Raw genomic sequence first — 18,900 nt, forward strand, 5'->3', positions numbered from 1 at the left:
CCCCCCACCGCGCCCCCTCACGAACTTCCGACAGCCCCCGACAGACCGATAACTGACCGATGGTCAGGTTTGTCGGTGGCTGGTCGCGGGCATGGCGCGTCGCCTGCGCGTACCCCAGGTCACCCGTCACGGCAACAGGTGCCCCGACCGGCCTCCGCTTCCGCACCCGGACGGCTACGCTCGAGATCTGTACGTCGTTCAGGCGACTTGGGGAGGTAGCGGGATGACGGAGGTACGGCCCCCTGCGGCCGCCCCGGCCTCGCTGTGGGAGCGCGACGAGGAACTCACCGCCGTCGAACGCGCGGTCGACTCCCTGTGCGAGGACCGCTCGTCCGCGGGCAGTCTGCTGGTGATCCGCGGCGAGGCGGGCTTCGGCAAGACCGCCCTGCTGGCCCAGACCCGCCGGATCGCCGAGGCCCGCGGCTGCACCGTCTGGTCGGCCCGCGGCGGCGAGACCCTCAGGTCCGTCCCCTTCAACGTCGTACGACAACTCCTCCAGCCCGCCCTCCTGTCGCTGATGCCCGAGGAGGCCCGGGAGTACCTCGGCGACTGGTACGACATCGCCGGCCCCGCCCTCGGCATCGCGGACCCGGGGGAGCGGCAGGCGGACCCGCAGGGCGTGTGCGACGGACTGGTCGCCGCGGTGCGCCGGCTGGCCCGCCGGACCTGGCCGCTGGTGCTGACCGTCGACGACGCCCACTGGGCCGACCAGGAGACCCTGCGCTGGCTCGCCGCCTTCGCCGAGCGCCTCGACGACCTGTCCGTCCTGGTCGTGGTGGCCCGCCGCCCCGGCGAGGCCACCGGCGAGAGCGCCCGCCTCCTGGACACGGTGGCCGCGGCCGCCGGCCGCCCCGTCACCAACCTGAGCGCCCTCACCCCGCCGGCCACCGCGGGCCTCACCCGCGCCACCCTGGGCGAGCACGCCGACGCCCCGTTCTGCCGCGAGGTCTGGGCCGTCACCGGCGGCAACCCGTACGAGACCGTCGAACTCCTCGCCAAGGTCCAGGACAGCGAGCTGGAGCCGACCGAGGACTCGGCGAGCGAACTGCGGGAGCTGAACCGCTCGGCCCGCGGCGGCGGACTCGTCGCCCGCCTGGAGGAACTCGGCATCGACGCCACCCGGTTCGCCTGGGCCGCCGCGATCCTCGGCACCGACATCTCCGTCGGCTTGGCCGCCCGGCTCGCCACCCTGAGGCCCGAGAAGGCGGCCGTCTGCGCCGAACTGCTGCGCAACGCCCGCATCCTCACCGAGGTCCAGGGCGAGGAGGGCGAGCTGGAGTTCGTCCACCCGCTGATCGCCACCGCCGTCTACGACTCCATCCCCGACGCCCTGCGCACCGCGATGCACGGCATCGCCGCCCAACTCGTCACCGACTCCGGGCACGGCGCCGCGGCCGCCTCCCGGCACCTCCTCCAGGTCCACCCGGACGACGACGAGGAACTCGTCGAGCAGCTGCGCGAGGCCGCCCGCGAACACCTCGCCGTCGGCGCCCCCGACGCGGCCCGCCGCTGCCTGGAGCGCGCCCTGCTGGAACCCCCGGCGCCCGAGGTCCACGCGCGCGTGCTCTTCGAACTCGGCTGCGCCACCCTCCTGACCGCCCCGGCCAAGACCATCGGCCACCTCCAGACCGCGCTCGCCATGCCCGGCCTCGAGGGCTCCGCCCGGGTCGACGCCGTCGTCCGCCTCTCCCAGGCGCTCATGCACAACAACCAGCTGGAGGAGGCGGTCCGCACCGTCGAGGCGGAAGCCGCCCGGCACGAGGAGGGCCCGGCGCGGCTCCGCCTCCAGGCCGTGCAGTACACCTGGGAGAGCCTGTACCCGGGCGAGGCCACCTCCCCGGGCCGCTCCGAGCGCCTCGCCGCCCTGGCCGCCACCTGCACGGGCCGGGACAACTCCGAGCGCGCCCTGCTCATCCTGCGCGGGTTCGACGCGATGGCCCACGGCGAGAGCGCCGAGGAGATCGCCGAGATCTGCGACCGCGCCCTCGTCAACGGCCGCCTCGCCCCCGGACTCGGCTGGACCGACACCGAGTGGGGCCTCGAACTGCCGCTGATGCTGGCCAGCGCGTACGCCTTCACCGACCGGCTGGACCGGGCCGAGGCCCTGTACTCCGACGCCCTGCGCACCTACGAGTCGGCCGGCTGGAGCGGCGGCCACCTCGCGCTCGCCCATGCCTACGTCGGTCTCGGCCACCGTCGGCGCGGTCGGCTGCGGGAGGCGGAGACCTCCCTGCGCGAGTCACTGCGGCTCGCCGAGCGGGTCGGGCGCGGACTGCCGCTGTACTGGTCGGCGACCTGCAACCTCGTCGACACGCTGCTCGCGCGCGGGCATGTCGAGGAGGCCTGGGCGATCGCCGAGCAGTACGGGTTCGCGCCGCCGTACCCGTCCACGATCGTGCTGCCCGACCCGCGGTCCGTGCGTGGTCGCCTGTTGCTGGCGGTCGGCCGGACCAAGGAAGCGGTCAACGAACTCGACGCCGCGGAGAAGGCGGCCGAGGTGCGGGGGCACCACAACCCGGTACTGGTGCCCTGGGCCTTCGACCTCGCACGCGCTCTCGCCGTGGACGATCCGGTGCGGGCGGCCCAGCTGTCCACGGAGGTCCGCCGGCACGCCGAGCGGCTCGGTACCGACACCGCCATCGGGGAGGCGCTGCGGTGTGCCGCCGCGCTGGAGACGGGACAGCGGGCGGTGCGGCTCGCTGCGCAGGCGGTGGCGTATCTGGAGTCCTCACCCTGTCAGTACGAGCATGCGGCGGCGCGGGTCGAGTACGGGATTCTCGCGCGGTCGGTGGCTGAGCTGAACCGGGGGGTGGCGTTGGCCCGGTCGTGCGGGGCGGATGGACTCGTTGTGCAGGCGCGGGAGGTGCTGGAGACGGGGCGAGGGCTGCGGTGATGTCCGCGGGCCGGTGGGGGCTCGGCGCGCAGTTCCCCGCGCCCCTGGGGAGTTACGGCGCGACCCATTGATGCGTCAACTCCGTCAGACGCTTCTGCACCTCCCTGTCGTACGTCCCCTCGTGCGCCCGTGCCGGGCTCGTCCCGTCGAAGTAGCCACCCGACCCCACGTCCCGTGTGGCCAGCGCCAGCACCCCCGGTGCCCCGTCCGCCACCGTCGACCAAGGCGCCACTCCGCCCTCCCTGACCATCGCCGTGTCCATGAAGGTGGCCGGGTGCAGGACGTTCACCGCGACCTCCGTGCCCTCCAACTCCTCGGCCAGCGCGAAGGTGTGGGCCGCGAGGGCGAACTTGGCCCGGCAGTACGCGGCGAAGCCGGCGTAACCCCGGGTGACCTGCGGGTCGTCGAAGTCGACCGGCTCCTGCCCCACCGACCCCACGTTGACGATCCGGGCCGGAGTGTTCGCGCGCAGGGTCGGCAGCAGGGCCCGGGTCAGGGCCACCGGTGCCAAGTAGTTCACCGCCAGGCGGAGTTCGTGACCGTCGGCGCTCAGCTCGCGGCCCGACCCCGGCGAACCGGCGCCCACACCCGCGTTGTTGATCAGGACGTCGAGTTCGGGACGGGCCTCGGCCACCCGCGCGCCCAGATCGCGGACCTCGGCCAGGGAGGCCAGGTCGGCGACGAACCCCTCGGCCTCACCCTCCAGCCGCAGCTCCGCCACGAGACTCTCGGTACGACCCCGGTCGCGGCCGTGGGCGAGGACGACGTGGCCCGAGCGGACCAGCTCGAAGGCGACATAGCGGCCGAGACCGGAGGTGGCGCCGGTGATCAGGATGGTCGACATGCCCCCACCGTAGGCAGGTCACGTCACCCCGTGCCTGCCCCTGCCGGTGTCACCCTTCCGTTTCCGCTTCCTCCGCCAGTACCCGCTGGGCCGTCGCGAACGCCGAGTTGGCCGCCGGAACCCCGCAGTACACGGCCGTCTGGAGCAGTACGGCCCCGATCTCGTCCGGCGTGAGGCCGTTGCGGCGGGCCGCGCGCACATGCATGGCCAGCTCGTCGTAGTGGCCGTGGGCGACCAGCGCGGTCAGCGTGATCATGCTGCGCTCGCGGCGGCTGAGCGTCGGGTCGGTCCAGATCTCGCCCCACGCGTAGCGCGAGATGAAGTCCTGGAAGCGGGCGGTGAAAGGGGTCTGGCGGGACTGCGCCCGGTCCACGTGGGTGTCCCCGAGCACCTCGCGCCGCACCTCCATGCCGCGCCGGGCGCCGCCGTCGAGGTGGGCCCGCAGCGTGGTGAGCACGGCCTCCGGGCACTGTGCCGGTGCCAGGTGCGAGGCCCCCGGCAGCTCGACGAGGGTGGCGCGCGGCACCGCGTCGGCGATCTCCCGCAGGTGGGGCGGCGGGGTCGCCGGGTCCTGGCGGCCCGCGATCAGCAGGGTCGGCGCGGCGATCCCGGCCAGCCGGTCGCGCAGGTCGAAGGCGGCCAGGGCGTCACAGCAGGCGGCGTAGGCCCGCGGGTCGGCCTCGGCGTGGTCCCGTACGAGCACCAGGTCGGTGAAGTCCCCGGCGAACCAACGGGAGTTCGCGCTCTCCAGCAGCCACTCCAGCCCTTCCCGGCGGACCCGCTCGGCCCGCTCCTGCCACGGCTTGCTGCCGTTGAAGTGCGACGAGGAACAGATGACCGCCAGCGACTCGAGACGCTCCGGGTGGTGCACGGCCAGATGCAGACCGACCGCACCGCCCAGCGACACCCCGGCGTACGCGAACCGTTCGATGCCGAGCGAGTCGGCGAGGGTGAGGACCAGCTCGGCGAGGTCGCCCACCGTGGCGCCGGGAGAGATCAGGTCGGCCGCCGAACCGCCGTGCCCGGGCAGGTCCCAGCGGACCACCCGGTGGCTGATGGACAGCTCGGGCGCCACCTTGTCCCACAGGGCGTACGACGTCCCGAGCGAGGGCCCGAGCAGCAGCGGGGGAGCGGAAGCGGCGCCCTCGGCACGGTGGTTGAGGAGTTTCTCGGTCAACGTCGCTCCAGAGCACGGTCGGTGAGGGCTCCGGCGGAGCCGGTGTAGCGGGCGGGGTCGGTGAGTTCGCCGAGGTCGACGTCCTTCAACTCCGGCTCCTGGGCGAGAAGTTCACCCAGTGACCGGTCCTCGGTGTAGGTCCGTCGGGCGAGCTCGGTGAGCAGTTCCCTGGCGCGGGCCCGGCCCAGCACGGGGGCCAGCTCGGCGGAGAGCCGCTCGGAGACGATCAACCCGTGGGTGAGGTCGAGGTGCCGGCGCATGATGTCCGCGTTCACCCGCAGCCCCTCGGTGAGTTCAGCGGTGTCCCGGGCGGCGCCGCCGACCAGCCGCAGCAGATCCCTGAGCGGCTCCCACTCGGCGTGCCAGGCCCCGGCAGGCCGCTCGTCCTCGGCGGCCATCGAGCCGTACAGCGTGGCCGCGAGCTGGGGAGCGCGCCGGGCGGCGGCCGCGATCAGCGTGGACCGGACGGGGTTCGCCTTGTGCGGCATGGCGGAGGAACCGCCGCCGCTGCCCTCGGCGAGTTCGGCGATCTCGGTCCGGCCCAGCACCAGCACGTCCGCGGCGATCTTCCCGAGGGCCCCGGCCGTGAACGCCAGACATCCTGCGAGATCGGCGATCGGGGTGCGCAGGGTGTGCCACGGGAGGTCCGGCGCCCGTAGGCCCAGCTCCTGGGCGAAGGCCGCCGTGAGAGCCAGGGTGTCCTGGGCGCCGTACGCCGTGAAGGCCGCCGACGTGCCGGCGGCGCCCGCCAGTTGGGCGGGCAGGGCGGACCGTACGGCGTCGGTCCGGTCCCGTGCGTCCAGCACCAGCGCACGCCACCCGGCCGCCTTCAGTCCGAACGTGGTCGGCACGGCGTGCTGGGTCAGGGTCCGTCCCGGCATCGCGGTGTCCCGGTGCTCGGCGGCGAGCCGGGCGAGGGCCCGCTGCGCTCGGTCGAGGTCCGCCAGCCCCGTTTCGAGCGTGCGTACGGCCACCAGCATCATCGCCGTGTCCAGGATGTCCTGGCTGGTCGCGCCCCGGTGCACGGACGGGCCGTACTCCTCGCCGACCGCCTGCGTCAGGTCGGCGACCAGGGGGATGACGGGGTTGCCGCCGGCGCGCGCACGGTCGGCGAGGGACCGTACGTCGAAGCGGTCCGCGTGGGCCGCCCCGGTCACCGCCTCGGCCGCCCCGGCCGGGACGAGACCCGACCGGGCCTGCACCCGGGTCAGCGCGGACTCCGCGTCCAGCAGCGCCTGGAGGAGGGCGCCGTCGGAGGTCGCGGAGGCGGCGGGGGAGCCTGCCCACCCGGGGGCGAGCAGACCGGTGTCCGGATCGGGAGAAGTCACTGGAACTCCAGGAAGACCGTCTCGCCTTCGCCCTGAAGGCGGATGTCGAAACGGTACGTCCCGTGGCCGGTGTCGGTGGCGATCAGCGTGTCGCGGCGGTCCGCGGCCAGGCCGGCGAGCAGCGGGTCGGCAGCGAGGACCGTCTCGTCGCCCGGCAGGTAGATCCGGGTGAACAGGTGCACCAGCAGACCGCGCGCGAAGACGCAGACGCTGAGGTAGGGGGCGCTCTGCCCGCGTGTGCCGGGCCGCAGGGTACGCGCGTACCAGTGCCCGTTGGCGTCGGTCTGGATCCGGCCCCAGCCGGTGAACTCCACGCCGTTGCGCCCGAGGTAGCCGCCGGTCGCCGGGTCGCGCCGGATGGAACCGTCGGTCGTCGGCACGTTGCCGTCCGGGTCCGGTCCCCACAGCTCCACGAAGGCGTCCGGCAGCGGGTTGCCCTCGCCGTCGGTGATGTAGCCCTGGACGGTGATGGTGTCCGGGTGGCCGACGGGTGCGATGTCACCGCCGCCGGGGAAGGGCAGCGCGTAGCCGTAGAAGGGGCCGACGGTGTGCGAGGGGGTGGGCAGCACGCTCTCGGGCGAGCTGGTGTCGATCTTCGTCATGGCAGGTCAGCGTCCTTCCTCGACCCAGGTGGCGTTCGGCCCGTCGAGCACGATGTCCCAGTGGTAGCCCATCGAGAACTCCGGTACGGACAGGCTGTGGTCGTAGGTCGCCACCAGCCGCTGCCGTGCCGCGTCGTCCGTCACCGACTGGATGATCGGGTCGTAGGGGAAGAGCGGGTCGCTCGGGAAGTACATCTGGGTCACCAGACGCTGGGTGAACGCCGTGCCGAACATGGAGAAGTGGATGTGGGCGGGGCGCCAGGCGTTGACGTGGTTGCGCCACGGGTAGGGGCCGGGCTGGATGGTGGTGAAGCGGTAGAACCCGGAGTCGTCGGTGAGGGTGCGGCCGACGCCGGTGAAGTTCGGGTCCAGCGGGGCGTCGTGCTGCTCGCGCTGGTGGGCGTAGCGCCCGGCGGAGTTCGCCTGCCAGATCTCGATCAGCTGCCCGCGCACGGGACGGCCGTCCCGGTCGAGCAGCCGCCCGGAGACGGTGATCCGCTCGCCGATGGGCTCCCCGCGGTGGTGCCGGGTCAGGTCGTTGTCGATCTCGGTGATGTCCCGCTCCCCGAACGCGGGGGAGTGCAGCTCCACCAGCTCCGGGTCCTTGGAGACGTCGATGGTGACCGGCGGCTGCTTCGGGTGCCGCAGCACCGAGGAGCGGTAGGGCGTGTAGTCGCGCCGAGGGTGGTGCTCGACGGGCGCCCCGTCGGCGACCCGCTTCTCGTAGGCGGCGTGCTCGGCGGCGATTTCCTGGTCGATGTCGTGCTGGGTGAGGGTCATGAGCCGCATCTCTTCATTTGCTCAGTGCACTGAGTATTTGGCGAGGTTCCTCTTAAGCTGCCACTGTGGCAGCCTGTCGTCAAGGTTCCCTTACTCTTCAGTGCACCAACCGAATCTTCCTGCACCGACCCCTTCGACTCGGGAGCGCACATGGCCGCGGTGGACCTCACCACCCACCCCGGGCACCTCGCCCGGCGGCTCCAGCAGGCGCACTACCTGCTGTGGAACACGATGGTCTCCGAGGAGATCACCTCGCCGCAGTTCGCGGTCCTGAACGCGCTCGTCGCCGAGCCGGGCCTCGACCAGCGCACGGTGGGGGAACGGGTCGGGCTCGACCGGTCCACCATCGCCGAGGTCGTCAGCCGGCTCGGCCGGCGCGGACTGCTCGACAAGGTCCGCGACGCGCAGGACGGCCGCCGCTTCCTGCTGCGCCCGACCGAGGACGGCGTGCGCACCCACCGCAAGCTGACCGTGCGCACGGCCCGGATGAACCAGGTCTTCCTGGCCCCGCTCTCCACCGACGAGCAGCACCTGTTCTTCGAGCTGATCCGCCGGGTCTCGGACGCGGCGGAGGGGCTGCGCAATCCGGCGGAACCCCTGGTCAGCCGGCCCTGATCCCGTCCTCGTCCCGTTCTGATCCGGCGCGGCTCATGACGCCTTCGCGAACACCACCCACACCTGGCCCTTCGCGAAGTTCACCGGCGAGCCGTCCTTCGCGGTGAACCGCGTCCCGTCCGTCGCCTTCGCCCGCTTCCAGTTCACGTCGTAGGCGCGGCCGTCGCGCAGCACCTTCGCCTTCCCCGAGCCGACCGTCACCGTGTACGGCGTGTTGTTGCCGAGGAAGTCGTGGAAGGCGGACTTGCGCACCTTCACGTACTGGATCACGACCGTCGCCGGGGCCAGCCGCTTCCCGTCGGTCATCACGTCGGGTGTGCCGTCCAGCGAGACCAGCCAGCGCTCCCGGCTCGCGGACCAGGTGAAGGTGAAGCGGGCGGCCGGGAAGCGCACCGTCTCCGAGGTGTCCCTGGTGCCGCCGGCGGGCGCGGGGCCGTAGCGGAAGCCGGTGGTGAGCGCGTCCGCGCCCGGTGCGGTGGGCATCAGGCGCGCGGGGCGCAGGTAGAGGTTGTGCGGAATGGCCTTGCCGACGCCGCGGAAGTAGGCGTCGGACGCCTTCTCGGGGGTGCGGGCGTCCAGGGGTGCCCGGTTGATCAGGGGCATCAGCTTGCCCTGCGCGCCGGAGAAGGCGAGCGTCGGCTCGTGGAACTGGCGCAGCAGCTCCAGGTCCGACTCGCGGGCGCTGCGCACCGGGCCGACGGCCTTCGGCAGCTTGGTCGCGTACACGGCCATGAGCCGGCTGAGCCCGCCCTCGACCTGCTCGGCGTAGACGATGTCCGCGGAGTCCAGGCCGGTCTGCGGTCGCGCCGCCCGCACGTTGTCGATCTTCACGGCGAGCGGGGAGGGTGGGTCGTCCTGCCGGGTGGATGCCGACGGGGTCGGTGCCGGGCTGCTCGGTTCCGAGGTGTCCATCCGGCCCCGGCCGTCGTCGGCCGGGACGCGGGGCGCTCCCTGGTCCGTGCAGCCCGCGACGAAGAGGCCCGTCGCGGCCAGGAGGAGCACCGCCGTCGTACGGGCGCGTCTCGCACGCGCCCCGGGTCTCTTGCCCGCCATGTCCGCCATGTCCACCGTGTCCGCCCTCTGTGCCATGCGCACTCACCGCACCCGTCTCGTGTCATTGATTGTGCGCTTATAAGTTCTTTGGTGGCCATACCCGTCAGATTCTGATCGGTCGCGTCCAGGAGGTCGATCAGTCCCGGATCGCGGTTCGGCGGCGGGCACTCCGGGTACCCGGGGCGCCGACCCCAGGACCGACACGCGAGACGCGATGTGACGGAGGGAGTGCCGGGCGATGAAGGCTGTGACCTGGCAGGGCAAGCGGGACGTACGGGTGGAAGAGGTGCCCGATCCCAAGATCAAGGAACCGACGGACGCCGTCATCCGCATCACCTCCACCGGGCTGTGCGGCTCCGACCTGCATCTCTACGAGGTGCTCACCCCGTTCATGACACCGGGCGACATCCTCGGCCACGAACCCATGGGCATCGTCGAGGAGGTCGGCGCCGGGGTGCCCGACCTCGCGGCGGGCGACCGCGTCGTCGTGCCCTTCCAGATCGCCTGCGGCAACTGCTGGATGTGCATGACCGGCCTGCCGACCCAGTGCGAGACCACCCAGGTCACCAGCGAGGGCATGGGCGCCGCGCTGTTCGGCTACACCCGCCTGTACGGCGCGGTGCCGGGCGCCCAGGCCGAGTACCTGCGTGTCCCGCAGGCCCAGTTCGGGCCGATCAAGGTCCCCGAGGGCCCGCCGGACGACCGCTTCGTCTACCTCTCCGACGTGCTGCCGACCGCCTGGCAGGCCGTCGCCTACGCGGACATCCCCGAGGGCGGCAGCGTGGCCGTGCTGGGCCTCGGGCCCATCGGCGACATGGCCTGCCGGGTCGCCCAGGTGCGCGGCGCCGGGCGCGTCTTCGGCGTGGACCTGGTGACCGAACGACTGCGCAGGGCACGCGCGCGGGGCGTGGAGACGTACGACCTCAGGAGCTTCGACAACGAGAAGGAGCTGGTCCAGGCGATCCGCGACGAGACCGACGGACGCGGACCCGACGCCGTGATCGACGCGGTCGGCACCGAGGCCCACGGCAGCGCGGCCGCCCGGCTGGCCCAGAACGCCTCGGCCCTGCTGCCGAGGCGGATCAGCGGGCCCTTCGCCGAGCGCTTCAGCATCGACCGGCTGGCCGCCCTGCACACCGCGATCGAACTGGTGCGGCGAGGCGGCACGCTGTCCCTGACCGGCGTCTACGGCGGGATGGCCGACCCGCTGCCCATGCTCACCATGTTCGACAAGCAGATCCAGATCCGCATGGGCCAGGCCAACGTGCGGCGCTGGAGCGACGAGATCATCCCGTACCTGACCGACGAGGACCCGCTCGGCGTCGACGACTTCGCGACCCACCACGTGCCGCTGTCGGACGCCCCGCGCGCGTACGAGATGTTCCAGAAGAAGCAGGACGGCATGGTCAAGGTGCTGATGAAGCCCTGACCTCGACGGTCATCAGCCCAGGATCTCGTCCAGGTCGTACCGCACCGGCTCCTCCAGCTGCGCGTAGGTGCAGCTCTCGGGGGTCCGGTCGGGCCGCCAGCGGCGGAAGCGGGCGGTGTGGCGGAACCGTACGCCGTTCTCCATGTGGTCGTACGCCACCTCCGCCACCCGCTCCGGCCGGAGCGGCACCCACGACAGGTCCTTCTTGCCCGACCAGCGGCTCGGCGCCCCGGGCAGCCGGGCGCTCTCGTGGGCCGCCTCCTCCGCCCAGGCCGCCCACGGGTGCCCGCTCGCGTCCGCCATCCGCAGCGGCTCCAGCTCGTCGATCAGCTCGGCGCGCCGCTTCATCGGGAAGGCCGCCGACACGCCCACGTGCTGGAGCGTGCCCCGGTCGTCGTGGAGACCGAGCAGCAGGGAGCCGACGACCGGGCCGCTCTTGTGGAGCCGGTAGCCGGCCACCACCACGTCCGCCGTGCGCTCGTGCTTGACCTTGAACATGGCGCGCTCGTCCTGGAGGTAGCGCCCGGTGAGCGGCTTGGCGATGACCCCGTCCAGGCCCGCGCCCTCGTACTCCTCGAACCACCGCTGTGCCACGCCGACGTCGGTCGTGGCGGGCGCGAGGTGCACCGGGGCCGTGACCTCGGACAGCGCCGTGGTGAGGAGCTTCCTGCGCTCGGCCAGCGGGACGTCCAGCAGGGACTCGTCCTGGAGCGCCAGCAGGTCGAAGGCGACAAAGGAGGCCGGGGTCCGCTCGGCCAGCGTCCGCACCCGGGAGGCCGCCGGGTGGATCCGCTCGCTCAGCGCGTCGAAGTCGAGGTGCCCCTCCCGCGCGATCACGATCTCCCCGTCCATCACACAGCGCTCCGGCAGCCGCTCCCGCAGGGCCTCGACCAGCTCGGGAAAGTACCTGGTCAGCGTCTTGCCGGTACGGCTGCCCAGCTCGACCTCGGCCCCGTCCCGGAACACGATCGCCCGGAACCCGTCCCACTTCGCCTCGTAGTGCATGTCCGGCGGGATCTTCGCCACCGACTTGGCGAGCATGGGCTTCACAGGGGGCATCACCGGCAGATCCATGGTCCTGATTCTGCTGGGCGGTGCTGCATTTCGCCTGATATGCGAGCTTCGCTCCAGGGGCCTACCGTGGCCGCATGGGTGACGCGGTGGAACTGGAGGCGGGCGGCCGCACGGTACGGCTGTCCAGCCCGGACAAGATCTTCTTCCCGGAGCGCGGCTTCACCAAGCTGGACCTGGCCCGCTACTACCAGTCCGTCGCCCCCGGCATCCTGCGCGCCCTGCGCAACCGCCCCACCACCCTGGAGCGCTACCCGGACGGGGTGACCGGCGAGAACTTCTTCCAGAAGCGGGCGCCCAAGAACATGCCCGACTGGATCCCGACCGCCCACATCACCTTCCCCAGCGGCCGCAGCGCCGACGAGATGTGCCCCACCGAGGAGGCCGCCGTGCTGTGGGCCGCCCAGTTCGGCACGCTCACCTTCCACCCCTGGCCGGTCCGCCGCGACGACGTCGACAGCCCCGACGAACTGCGCATCGACCTCGACCCGCAGCCCGGCACGGACTACGACGACGCCGTGCGCGCCGCTCATGAACTGCGGGCGGTACTGGAGGAGTTCGGCGGTCTGCGCGGCTGGCCCAAGACCTCCGGCGGCCGCGGCCTGCACGTCTTCGTGCCCATCGAACCGCGCTGGACCTTCACCCAGGTGCGCCGGGCCGCGATCGCGGTCGGCCGGGAGATGGAACGCCGGATGCCGGAGCATGTGACCATCAAGTGGTGGAAGGAGGAGCGCGGCGAGCGCATCTTCATCGACTACAACCAGACCGCCCGCGACCGCACGATCGCCTCCGCCTATTCCGTACGGCCCCGCCCGCAGGCCCCGGTCTCCGCGCCGCTGCGCTGGGAGGAGGTCGGCGAGGCGCACCCCCAGGACTTCGACATCGCGACCATGCCCGCGCGCTTCGCCGAACTCGGCGACGTGCACGCGGACATGGACGATCACGCGTTCTCCCTGGAGCCCCTGCTGGAACTCGCCCGCAAGGACGAGCACGACCACGGCCTGGGTGATCTGCCGTACCCGCCCGAGTATCCGAAGATGCCGGGGGAGCCCAAGCGGGTACAGCCGAGCCGGGCCGCTTCGAAGAAGGCGCCTCCTACAACTCCTTGATCCTGACGTCCCGGTACGACACCACGTCCGTCGTGCCGTGCACCTGGAGTCCGATGTAGCCGGAGGCGAACCGCCGCCCGTCCGTGCCCGGGTCGTCCGAGCGCGCCGGGTAGAAGTCCTGGCCGCCGATGTTGTCGAACTCGTTGATCAGCACACCGTTGCGGAAGACCGAGTAGTGCTGGTCGACCACCCGGATCTCGTAGTCGTTCCAGGTGCCCTTCTGGGTGACGCCGGCACCGGCGAGCCCCACCCGGTCGAAGCCGTAGACCGACCCGGTCTTGTACATGTCGCCGGACGGCGAGTCGAACACCTGCACCTCGTGGCCGTACTTGATGGCCGCCCACTCCGGCCGGGGCTCCTCCGGGTGGTCGTGGACCCACGGGAACCGCACGAACACACCGGAGTTGGCGTTCCCGGTGCCCGGGGCGTCGTCCCGCCACTGGAGTTTCAGCGAGAAGTCGCCGTAGGTGCGCTCCGGGAACCACAACATGCCGAGGCCCGCCTTCGTGGTGCCGCTGGTGATGGACCCGTCGCCGTTCGGCGCGAACGAACCGCCGCCCACCTGCTGCCACTTGGCGAAGGAGGCCGCGCTGCCGTCGAGGATCGTGCGGTAGCCCTCGGTCTGCCCGGGCCTGCCGATCCCGGACTCACGGGCCGCCGCGTCGATCGCGTCGTACTCCCTCTCGTCGAGCACCCCCTCCCGGAAGAGCTTGTCCAGGACGGTCTTCACGTGCTTGAGGAACAGCGCGTGGGACGTCCACTCCTTCTCGTCCTCGATCAACTCGTTGATGCGGCACCGGCTGTTGGTGATCCGGTTCGGCACTCCGGAGTCGACCGTGCCGACGATCACCGTCAACCGCTCGTCCAGCTCGGCGCAGTTGGGCGCGGGGACCTGACTGGACACCACTGTGAAGGTCACCGTGCGCGCGGTGGACGTGTTGCCCGCCTTGTCCGTCGCGCGGTACGCGAGCGTGTGGGTGCCCGCCCGGTCGACGACCACGGGAGCGGAGTACGCCAGGTAGGGTCCGGCGTCGATCGAGTACTCGACACCGGAGACACCCGAACCGCCCTCGTCGGTGGCGCTCACGGTCACCCTGGCGTTGCCCACGTACGCCCCGTCGGAGTTCCGGGTGCCGTCCACGGTCACACCGGTCACCGGCGGGACGGTGTCCTGCGGGGCCGCCGCGACCACCGTGAACCGCACGCTCTTCTCGGCAGCCACGTTGCCCGCCTTGTCGGTCGCCCGGTACCGCACGGTGTGGGAGCCGACCTGATGCACCATCACGGGCATCGTGTACGGCTGCCAACTCCCGTCGTTCACCGCGTACTCGATGGTATTGACCCCGGATCCGGTGTCGGAGGCCGACACGGTCACCGTGGCCATGTCGATGTACGTGCCGTCCGGGTTCTTCTCGCCGCTCACCGTCGCCGAGGTGTCCGGCGCGACGGTGTCGTCGGAGGGCGGAGCGACGACCGTGAAGGCCGCGCTCTGCTCGGCGGAGACATTGCCCGCCTTGTCGACGGCCCGGTAGCGGACCTCGTGGTCGCCGACCTGGTCGACGACGACCGGGGCGGTGTACGGCTGCCAGGCGCCCGTGTCCCCGATCGCGTACTCGATCCGGTCGACGCCGGAGCCGCCGGCCTCGTCGGCCGCGGTGAGGGCCACGCTCGCCGACCCGACGTACTGGCCCTGCGCGTTCCGCGTGCCGGTCACCTCGGCACGGGCCGTCGGCGCGGTGGTGTCCTCGCCGGTGCCCTCGGTCACCACCAGGATGCCCTGCATCTGCCCGTGGCCCGGGATCGTGCAGTGGTAGAAGTAGCGGCCCGGGGTGAGGGTGACCTCGGCGGTGTGACGGCCGCCCATGTCGTCGTTCGGGTTGGCGAGGATGTTGAGTTCGACGTCGTTGTTGAACTCGGGGTCGCTGGTCACGAAGGTCAACGTGTGCGGCATACCGGTGGTGTTGCCGGTGGCCGTGCTGTTCTCGAAGACGATCGTGGCCGTGCCGGCGACGGCGGTGGTGGGTGCGGAGGTGTACTTGGTGATGTCGTCGCCGGCGGTCCAGGTGAGTGTCTGGGCCGCCGCCGGGGCCGTCGTGCCGGGCCGTGCCTCGGACGTCGACTGGAGGCCGAGCATCATCAGCACGGCGGCCAACAGGACCGTCAGAGTTCTTCGGTGCCGCATCACTGCCCTCCCCTCGCGAGCTGTCCGGCGGCCGGGGTCGGTCCGCCGCCCTGGTAAGTGACCCTCCACAGCGCGGACTTGGCGTCCGAGGTGAAGAAGCCGCGCCCGTAGTCGAGGACGTACAACGCGCCGTCCGGACCGAACTTCCAGTCCATCAGGTTCCTGATGCCGTCGTTGCCGACCGGGACGATCTTCTTGAGCGACTCGGAGTGGACCGGGAGTCCGCCCTCGCCGTGGGTCTTCGGATCGGTGATGACCGCGTTGCGCGGCTGGTCGGCGTCGTAGAAGTCGCCGACGAACCACTTGCCGTCCCAGTACGAGGGCCACTTGACGGTGCTGGCCGCAGCCGCGGTGTCATAGCGGTAGACCGGCCCGTTCATCGCGGCCTGACCACCGCCCTTGAGCCACGGCAGCAGGTACTTGGCCTCCTCCTGCTGGTAGGACGGGATGCCGTTCGCGTCCCGCGGGTAGTCCGGGGCGCCGCCCTGGGGCGAGTACCAGATGTTGTTGCCGGTGACGGGCGGCAGGTTGACCAGGCCGTCGTTGTTGGGCGACTCGTTCTTCGGGTGGTCGCAGTCGTACCAGCCCAGCGGCTGGTCGGGATTGGGCAGGTTGCGGTCCCGGTAGGGCTGCTTGTTGCCCATGCAGTACGGCCACCCCCGGTTGCTCGCCTTGGTGATGACGGCGAAGGTGTCGTACTTGGCGGGACCCCAGGTCGTCGAGGGCGCGCCCGCGTCCGGTCCGACCCAGCCGGCGTAGAGGATGTCGGTCTTCTTGTCGACGAAGATCCGGGCCGGGTTCCTGACGCCCATCACATAGATCTCGCCGCGGGTCTTGCCGCCGCCCTCGTCGGTCTCCTGGCCGGTGAAGAGGTTCCCCGCGGGCAGGGTGTACGTCCCGTCGGCCTCCGGGTGGATGCGCAGGATCTTGCCGTTGAGGTTGTTGGTGTTGCCGGCGGTGCGGCGCGCGTCCGCGAAGGAGACGCCCTTGTAGTTCGGCTGAGGGTTGTTGCCGGAGTAACCACCGCTGAAGCCGCTGGAGTTGTTGTCGCCGGTCGCGATGTACAGGTTTCCCTTGGAGTCCCAGGACATCCCGCCACCCGCGTGGCAGCAACTGTGCACCTGGACCGGCCACTTGAGCAGGACCTTCTCGCTGTTCAGGTCCAGCTTGTTCGTCGTGAGGTCGAGCGTGAAGCGGGAGACCCGCCGCTCGGCCATGCGGGTGTCGCGGTTGAGCCGGGAGTGCGGGGTGTAGTGCAGATACACCCAGCCGTTCTCCTCGAAGCGCGGGTCGAGCTCGATCCCGAGCAGGCCCTCCTCGACCTTGACCAGTTCGTCGCCGCCGCCCTTGTTGCCGAAGACGGTCAGTGCGCCCGCGAGGGTGACCTTCCTGGTCTTCGGATCGTAGACGTGGATCTCGCCCTTGCCCTTGCCGATGTCGGGGTTGTTCCAGTCGGTGATCACGGGCTGGGAGGAGTCGGCGCCGCCCCGGCCGATGTAGAGCACCCGCCCGTCGGGCGCGGTCACCAGGCCGTGCGGCTCGCCGATCTGGTCGTTCTGACCCGGCTGGTTGGGCTGGGTGAGCCGCTCGGCCTTGTAGTTGCGGTTGATGGTCGCCTTGCAGTCGGCCTGCACCAGCCTGCTGGTCCACAGCAGCGCGCCGCGCAGATGGGCGCGGAAGTCGGTCTCGTCGTACGACGACGCTGTGCCGCCCATGCCGGTGTAGAAGGACCGGCCGCCGTCGTAGTCGCGGCACCAACTCACCGGATGGTCCCAGCCGTTGGCGCCCGCCCCGGGCTGGTAGGTCGACTCGCGGACCCGGGCGACGGTGTGCACGTCGCCGGACGGGTTCTTCGCCCAGTTGAACCACTGGTCGGGGCGCTTCCACTGCACCGGCAGGTCCTTGGTCGCCGGATGCTGCCGGTCGCCGACCTCGACGGTGGCCCGCTGCACGGCCGTCGGGCTGGTGCCGGCCGGCCGGGCGCCGACCAGCCCGGTGAACCAGTCGGAGTACGGTTCCGCGCGGGCCGCGTCATGAATGCCGACGAAGCCGCCGCCCGCCTCCATGTAGGCCTCGAGACCGGCCTCCTGGTCGGGGTCGAGGACGTCGCCGCCGCCGGTCAGGAAGACGATCGCGTTGTAACCGCTCAGCGCCGCCCCGTCGGTGAAGACCCGGGCGTCGTCCGTGGCCTCGGTCTCGAACCGCTGGTTCGCCGGGCCCGAGAGCCCGATCCTCTCGATGGCCGCGATCCCCGCGTTGACGACCGGGGACTCCTCCCCGGCGGCCGCGGACCCGTAGAAGACCAGCACTCGCACGTCCCCGCCGCCCGGGGGCGACTTGACGGACATCGTTGTCGCGGTGGGTTCGGGCGGTGGCGCGGCCCCCGCTGCCGGGCCGGACAGCAGCCCGGCGGCAAGGACCCCCGCGGTCACGGTCGCCGGCCAGACCCGTCTTCTCGTCGTTCCTCCGCTTCTCGCGCTCAACCCTCGTAAGTGCATGGGCACCTCCTCGGTCACAGCAACAGCGCCAAGGAAGCTAGACCGCTTTGCGTCACACGCCAATACCTATGACCGGGATCGCACGAACTTTGTCCTGAGTGTGGATAAACGGCTCGGCGGCCGGTACCGTCTCACAGGTTCATCACAGGCACGCCTCAGCACATTCCGTATCAGGGTGGGGAGTTCTGCATGGACGCGCTGAACAGACGCGGGTTCAACCGGCGGGTGCTGCTCGGCGGCGCGGCGGTCGCGACATCGTTGTCACTCGCGCCGGAGGCCCGCAGTGACGCCGGTCCCGCGCAGGCCGCCCCGGGCGGCGAGGTCAAGCGGATCAAGCTGTACGCCGAGAAGCTCGCCGACGGGCAGCTGGGATACGGCCTCGAGAAGGGCAAGGCGACGGTCCCCGGGCCGCTCATCGAGCTCAACGAGGGCGACACGCTGCACATCGAGTTCGAGAACACCCTGGACGTCAGGGCGAGTCTGCACGTCCACGGTCTCGACTACGAGATCTCCAGCGACGGCACGGCGTTGAACCACAGCGACGTCGAGCCCGGCGGCACCCGCACCTACACCTGGCGGACCCATCTGCCCGGACGCCGGAGCGACGGCACCTGGCGGGCCGGCAGCGCGGGTTACTGGCACTACCACGACCACGTGGTCGGCACGGAGCACGGCACCGGGGGCATCCGCAAGGGCCTCTACGGTCCGGTGATCGTCCGCCGCAAGGGCGATGTCCTGCCGGACGCCACCCACACGATCGTCTTCAACGACATGCTCATCAACAACAAGCCGGCGCACTCGGGGCCCGACTTCGAGGCCACGGTGGGTGATCGGGTCGAGTTCGTGATGATCACGCACGGCGAGTACTACCACACCTTCCACATGCACGGTCATCGCTGGGCGGACAACCGCACCGGCATGCTCACCGGCCCCGACGACCCGAGCCAGGTCATCGACAACAAGATCGTGGGCCCGGCGGACTCCTTCGGCTTCCAGGTGATCGCGGGGGAGGGGGTCGGACCGGGCGCGTGGATGTACCACTGCCACGTCCAGAGCCACTCCGACATGGGGATGGTCGGCCTGTTCCTGGTGAAGAAGACGGACGGCACGATTCCGGGGTACGAGCCGCACGAGCACGGCGGGGAGCGGGCGGAGGGGCGGAACGCGGCGGATGGGGCCGAGCAGCGGAGCGCCGAGGGCGGGGCCGGGCGCCACCACTGACGGATCATGGGCGGGTGACTCGCTTCTCACGCGGGGGTGATCCGCTGGAGAGCGCTCTCAATGGAATCCTCGCGCGGGGCTATCCTGATCCGCACCCC

14 protein-coding genes are annotated in these 18,900 nt (G+C 71.4%); 5 read left to right on the forward strand and 9 right to left on the reverse strand.

Annotated features, from left to right (window positions below):
• The first annotated feature begins 223 nt into the window (after positions 1-223).
• Complete coding sequence (locus AC2XR2_RS37070) at positions 224-2,893, forward strand: ATP-binding protein (protein WP_381296498.1); 2,670 nt, start codon at positions 224-226, stop codon at positions 2,891-2,893.
• Between the two features lie 52 nt (positions 2,894-2,945).
• Here the strand turns inward: AC2XR2_RS37070 and AC2XR2_RS37075 are convergent, their stop codons facing one another.
• The 5 genes from AC2XR2_RS37075 to pcaH are packed head-to-tail and all read right to left on the reverse strand — an operon-like array spanning position 2,946 to position 7,624.
• A complete protein-coding gene (locus AC2XR2_RS37075) occupies positions 2,946-3,737 on the reverse strand; it encodes an SDR family NAD(P)-dependent oxidoreductase (RefSeq protein WP_491517450.1) in 792 nt (263 codons plus the stop codon).
• 49 nt (positions 3,738-3,786) lie between these two features.
• The gene (gene pcaDC, locus AC2XR2_RS37080) at positions 3,787-4,914 is read right to left on the reverse strand and encodes a bifunctional 3-oxoadipate enol-lactonase/4-carboxymuconolactone decarboxylase PcaDC (protein WP_491517451.1); all 1,128 of its coding nucleotides are present in this window, start codon (positions 4,912-4,914) and stop codon (positions 3,787-3,789) included.
• Positions 4,911-6,242 carry a 3-carboxy-cis,cis-muconate cycloisomerase gene (pcaB, locus tag AC2XR2_RS37085; RefSeq protein ID WP_491517452.1) on the reverse strand — a complete coding sequence of 444 codons (1,332 nt, stop codon included), beginning with the start codon at positions 6,240-6,242 and terminating at the stop codon, positions 4,911-4,913. The genes pcaDC and pcaB overlap by 4 nt, the downstream gene beginning before the upstream one ends.
• Positions 6,239-6,844 (reverse strand): protocatechuate 3,4-dioxygenase subunit alpha, encoded by a 606-nt coding sequence (gene pcaG, locus AC2XR2_RS37090; protein WP_491517453.1) that lies wholly within the window; start codon positions 6,842-6,844, stop codon positions 6,239-6,241. The genes pcaB and pcaG overlap by 4 nt, the downstream gene beginning before the upstream one ends.
• 6 nt (positions 6,845-6,850) lie before the next feature.
• On the reverse strand, positions 6,851-7,624 hold the full coding sequence (pcaH, locus tag AC2XR2_RS37095) for a protocatechuate 3,4-dioxygenase subunit beta (RefSeq protein ID WP_330263279.1): 774 nt from the start codon (positions 7,622-7,624) through the stop codon (positions 6,851-6,853).
• A 150-nt stretch (positions 7,625-7,774) separates the two neighbouring features.
• Between pcaH and AC2XR2_RS37100 the strand changes: the two genes are divergently transcribed.
• Positions 7,775-8,239, forward strand: a complete 465-nt coding sequence (locus tag AC2XR2_RS37100) for a MarR family winged helix-turn-helix transcriptional regulator (protein ID WP_381296509.1) — start codon at positions 7,775-7,777, stop codon at positions 8,237-8,239.
• A gap of 33 nt (positions 8,240-8,272) precedes the next feature.
• Here the strand turns inward: AC2XR2_RS37100 and AC2XR2_RS37105 are convergent, their stop codons facing one another.
• Positions 8,273-9,328, reverse strand: a complete 1,056-nt coding sequence (locus AC2XR2_RS37105; RefSeq protein ID WP_491517454.1) for a DUF3048 domain-containing protein — start codon at positions 9,326-9,328, stop codon at positions 8,273-8,275.
• A gap of 202 nt (positions 9,329-9,530) precedes the next feature.
• On the opposite strand from AC2XR2_RS37105, the gene AC2XR2_RS37110 reads away from it, so the two are divergent.
• On the forward strand, positions 9,531-10,721 hold the full coding sequence (locus AC2XR2_RS37110; RefSeq protein WP_381296511.1) for a zinc-dependent alcohol dehydrogenase: 1,191 nt from the start codon (positions 9,531-9,533) through the stop codon (positions 10,719-10,721).
• Positions 10,722-10,733: 12 nt separating this feature from the next.
• On the opposite strand, the gene AC2XR2_RS37115 is transcribed toward AC2XR2_RS37110, so the two are convergent.
• The gene (locus AC2XR2_RS37115; RefSeq protein ID WP_491517455.1) at positions 10,734-11,795 is read right to left on the reverse strand and encodes an ATP-dependent DNA ligase; all 1,062 of its coding nucleotides are present in this window, start codon (positions 11,793-11,795) and stop codon (positions 10,734-10,736) included.
• A gap of 74 nt (positions 11,796-11,869) precedes the next feature.
• Here AC2XR2_RS37115 and ligD point away from each other — a divergent pair, with 74 nt between their 5' ends.
• A complete protein-coding gene (gene ligD / locus AC2XR2_RS37120; protein WP_491517456.1) occupies positions 11,870-12,901 on the forward strand; it encodes a non-homologous end-joining DNA ligase in 1,032 nt (343 codons plus the stop codon).
• On the opposite strand, the gene AC2XR2_RS37125 is transcribed toward ligD, so the two are convergent.
• Positions 12,888-15,083 (reverse strand): OmpL47-type beta-barrel domain-containing protein, encoded by a 2,196-nt coding sequence (locus AC2XR2_RS37125; RefSeq protein WP_491517457.1) that lies wholly within the window; start codon positions 15,081-15,083, stop codon positions 12,888-12,890. The genes ligD and AC2XR2_RS37125 overlap by 14 nt on opposite strands.
• Entirely contained in the window at positions 15,083-17,581 is a 2,499-nt protein-coding gene (locus AC2XR2_RS37130) for a ThuA domain-containing protein (RefSeq protein WP_491517458.1), read from the reverse strand. Before AC2XR2_RS37130 ends, AC2XR2_RS37125 begins: the two co-directional genes overlap by 1 nt.
• Positions 17,582-17,770: 189 nt before the next feature.
• On the opposite strand from AC2XR2_RS37130, the gene AC2XR2_RS37135 reads away from it, so the two are divergent.
• On the forward strand, positions 17,771-18,802 hold the full coding sequence (locus AC2XR2_RS37135; protein ID WP_491517459.1) for a multicopper oxidase domain-containing protein: 1,032 nt from the start codon (positions 17,771-17,773) through the stop codon (positions 18,800-18,802).
• Positions 18,803-18,900: the final 98 nt, after the last annotated feature.

This window comes from Streptomyces sp. LS-MS-L19 (assembly GCF_058382285.1).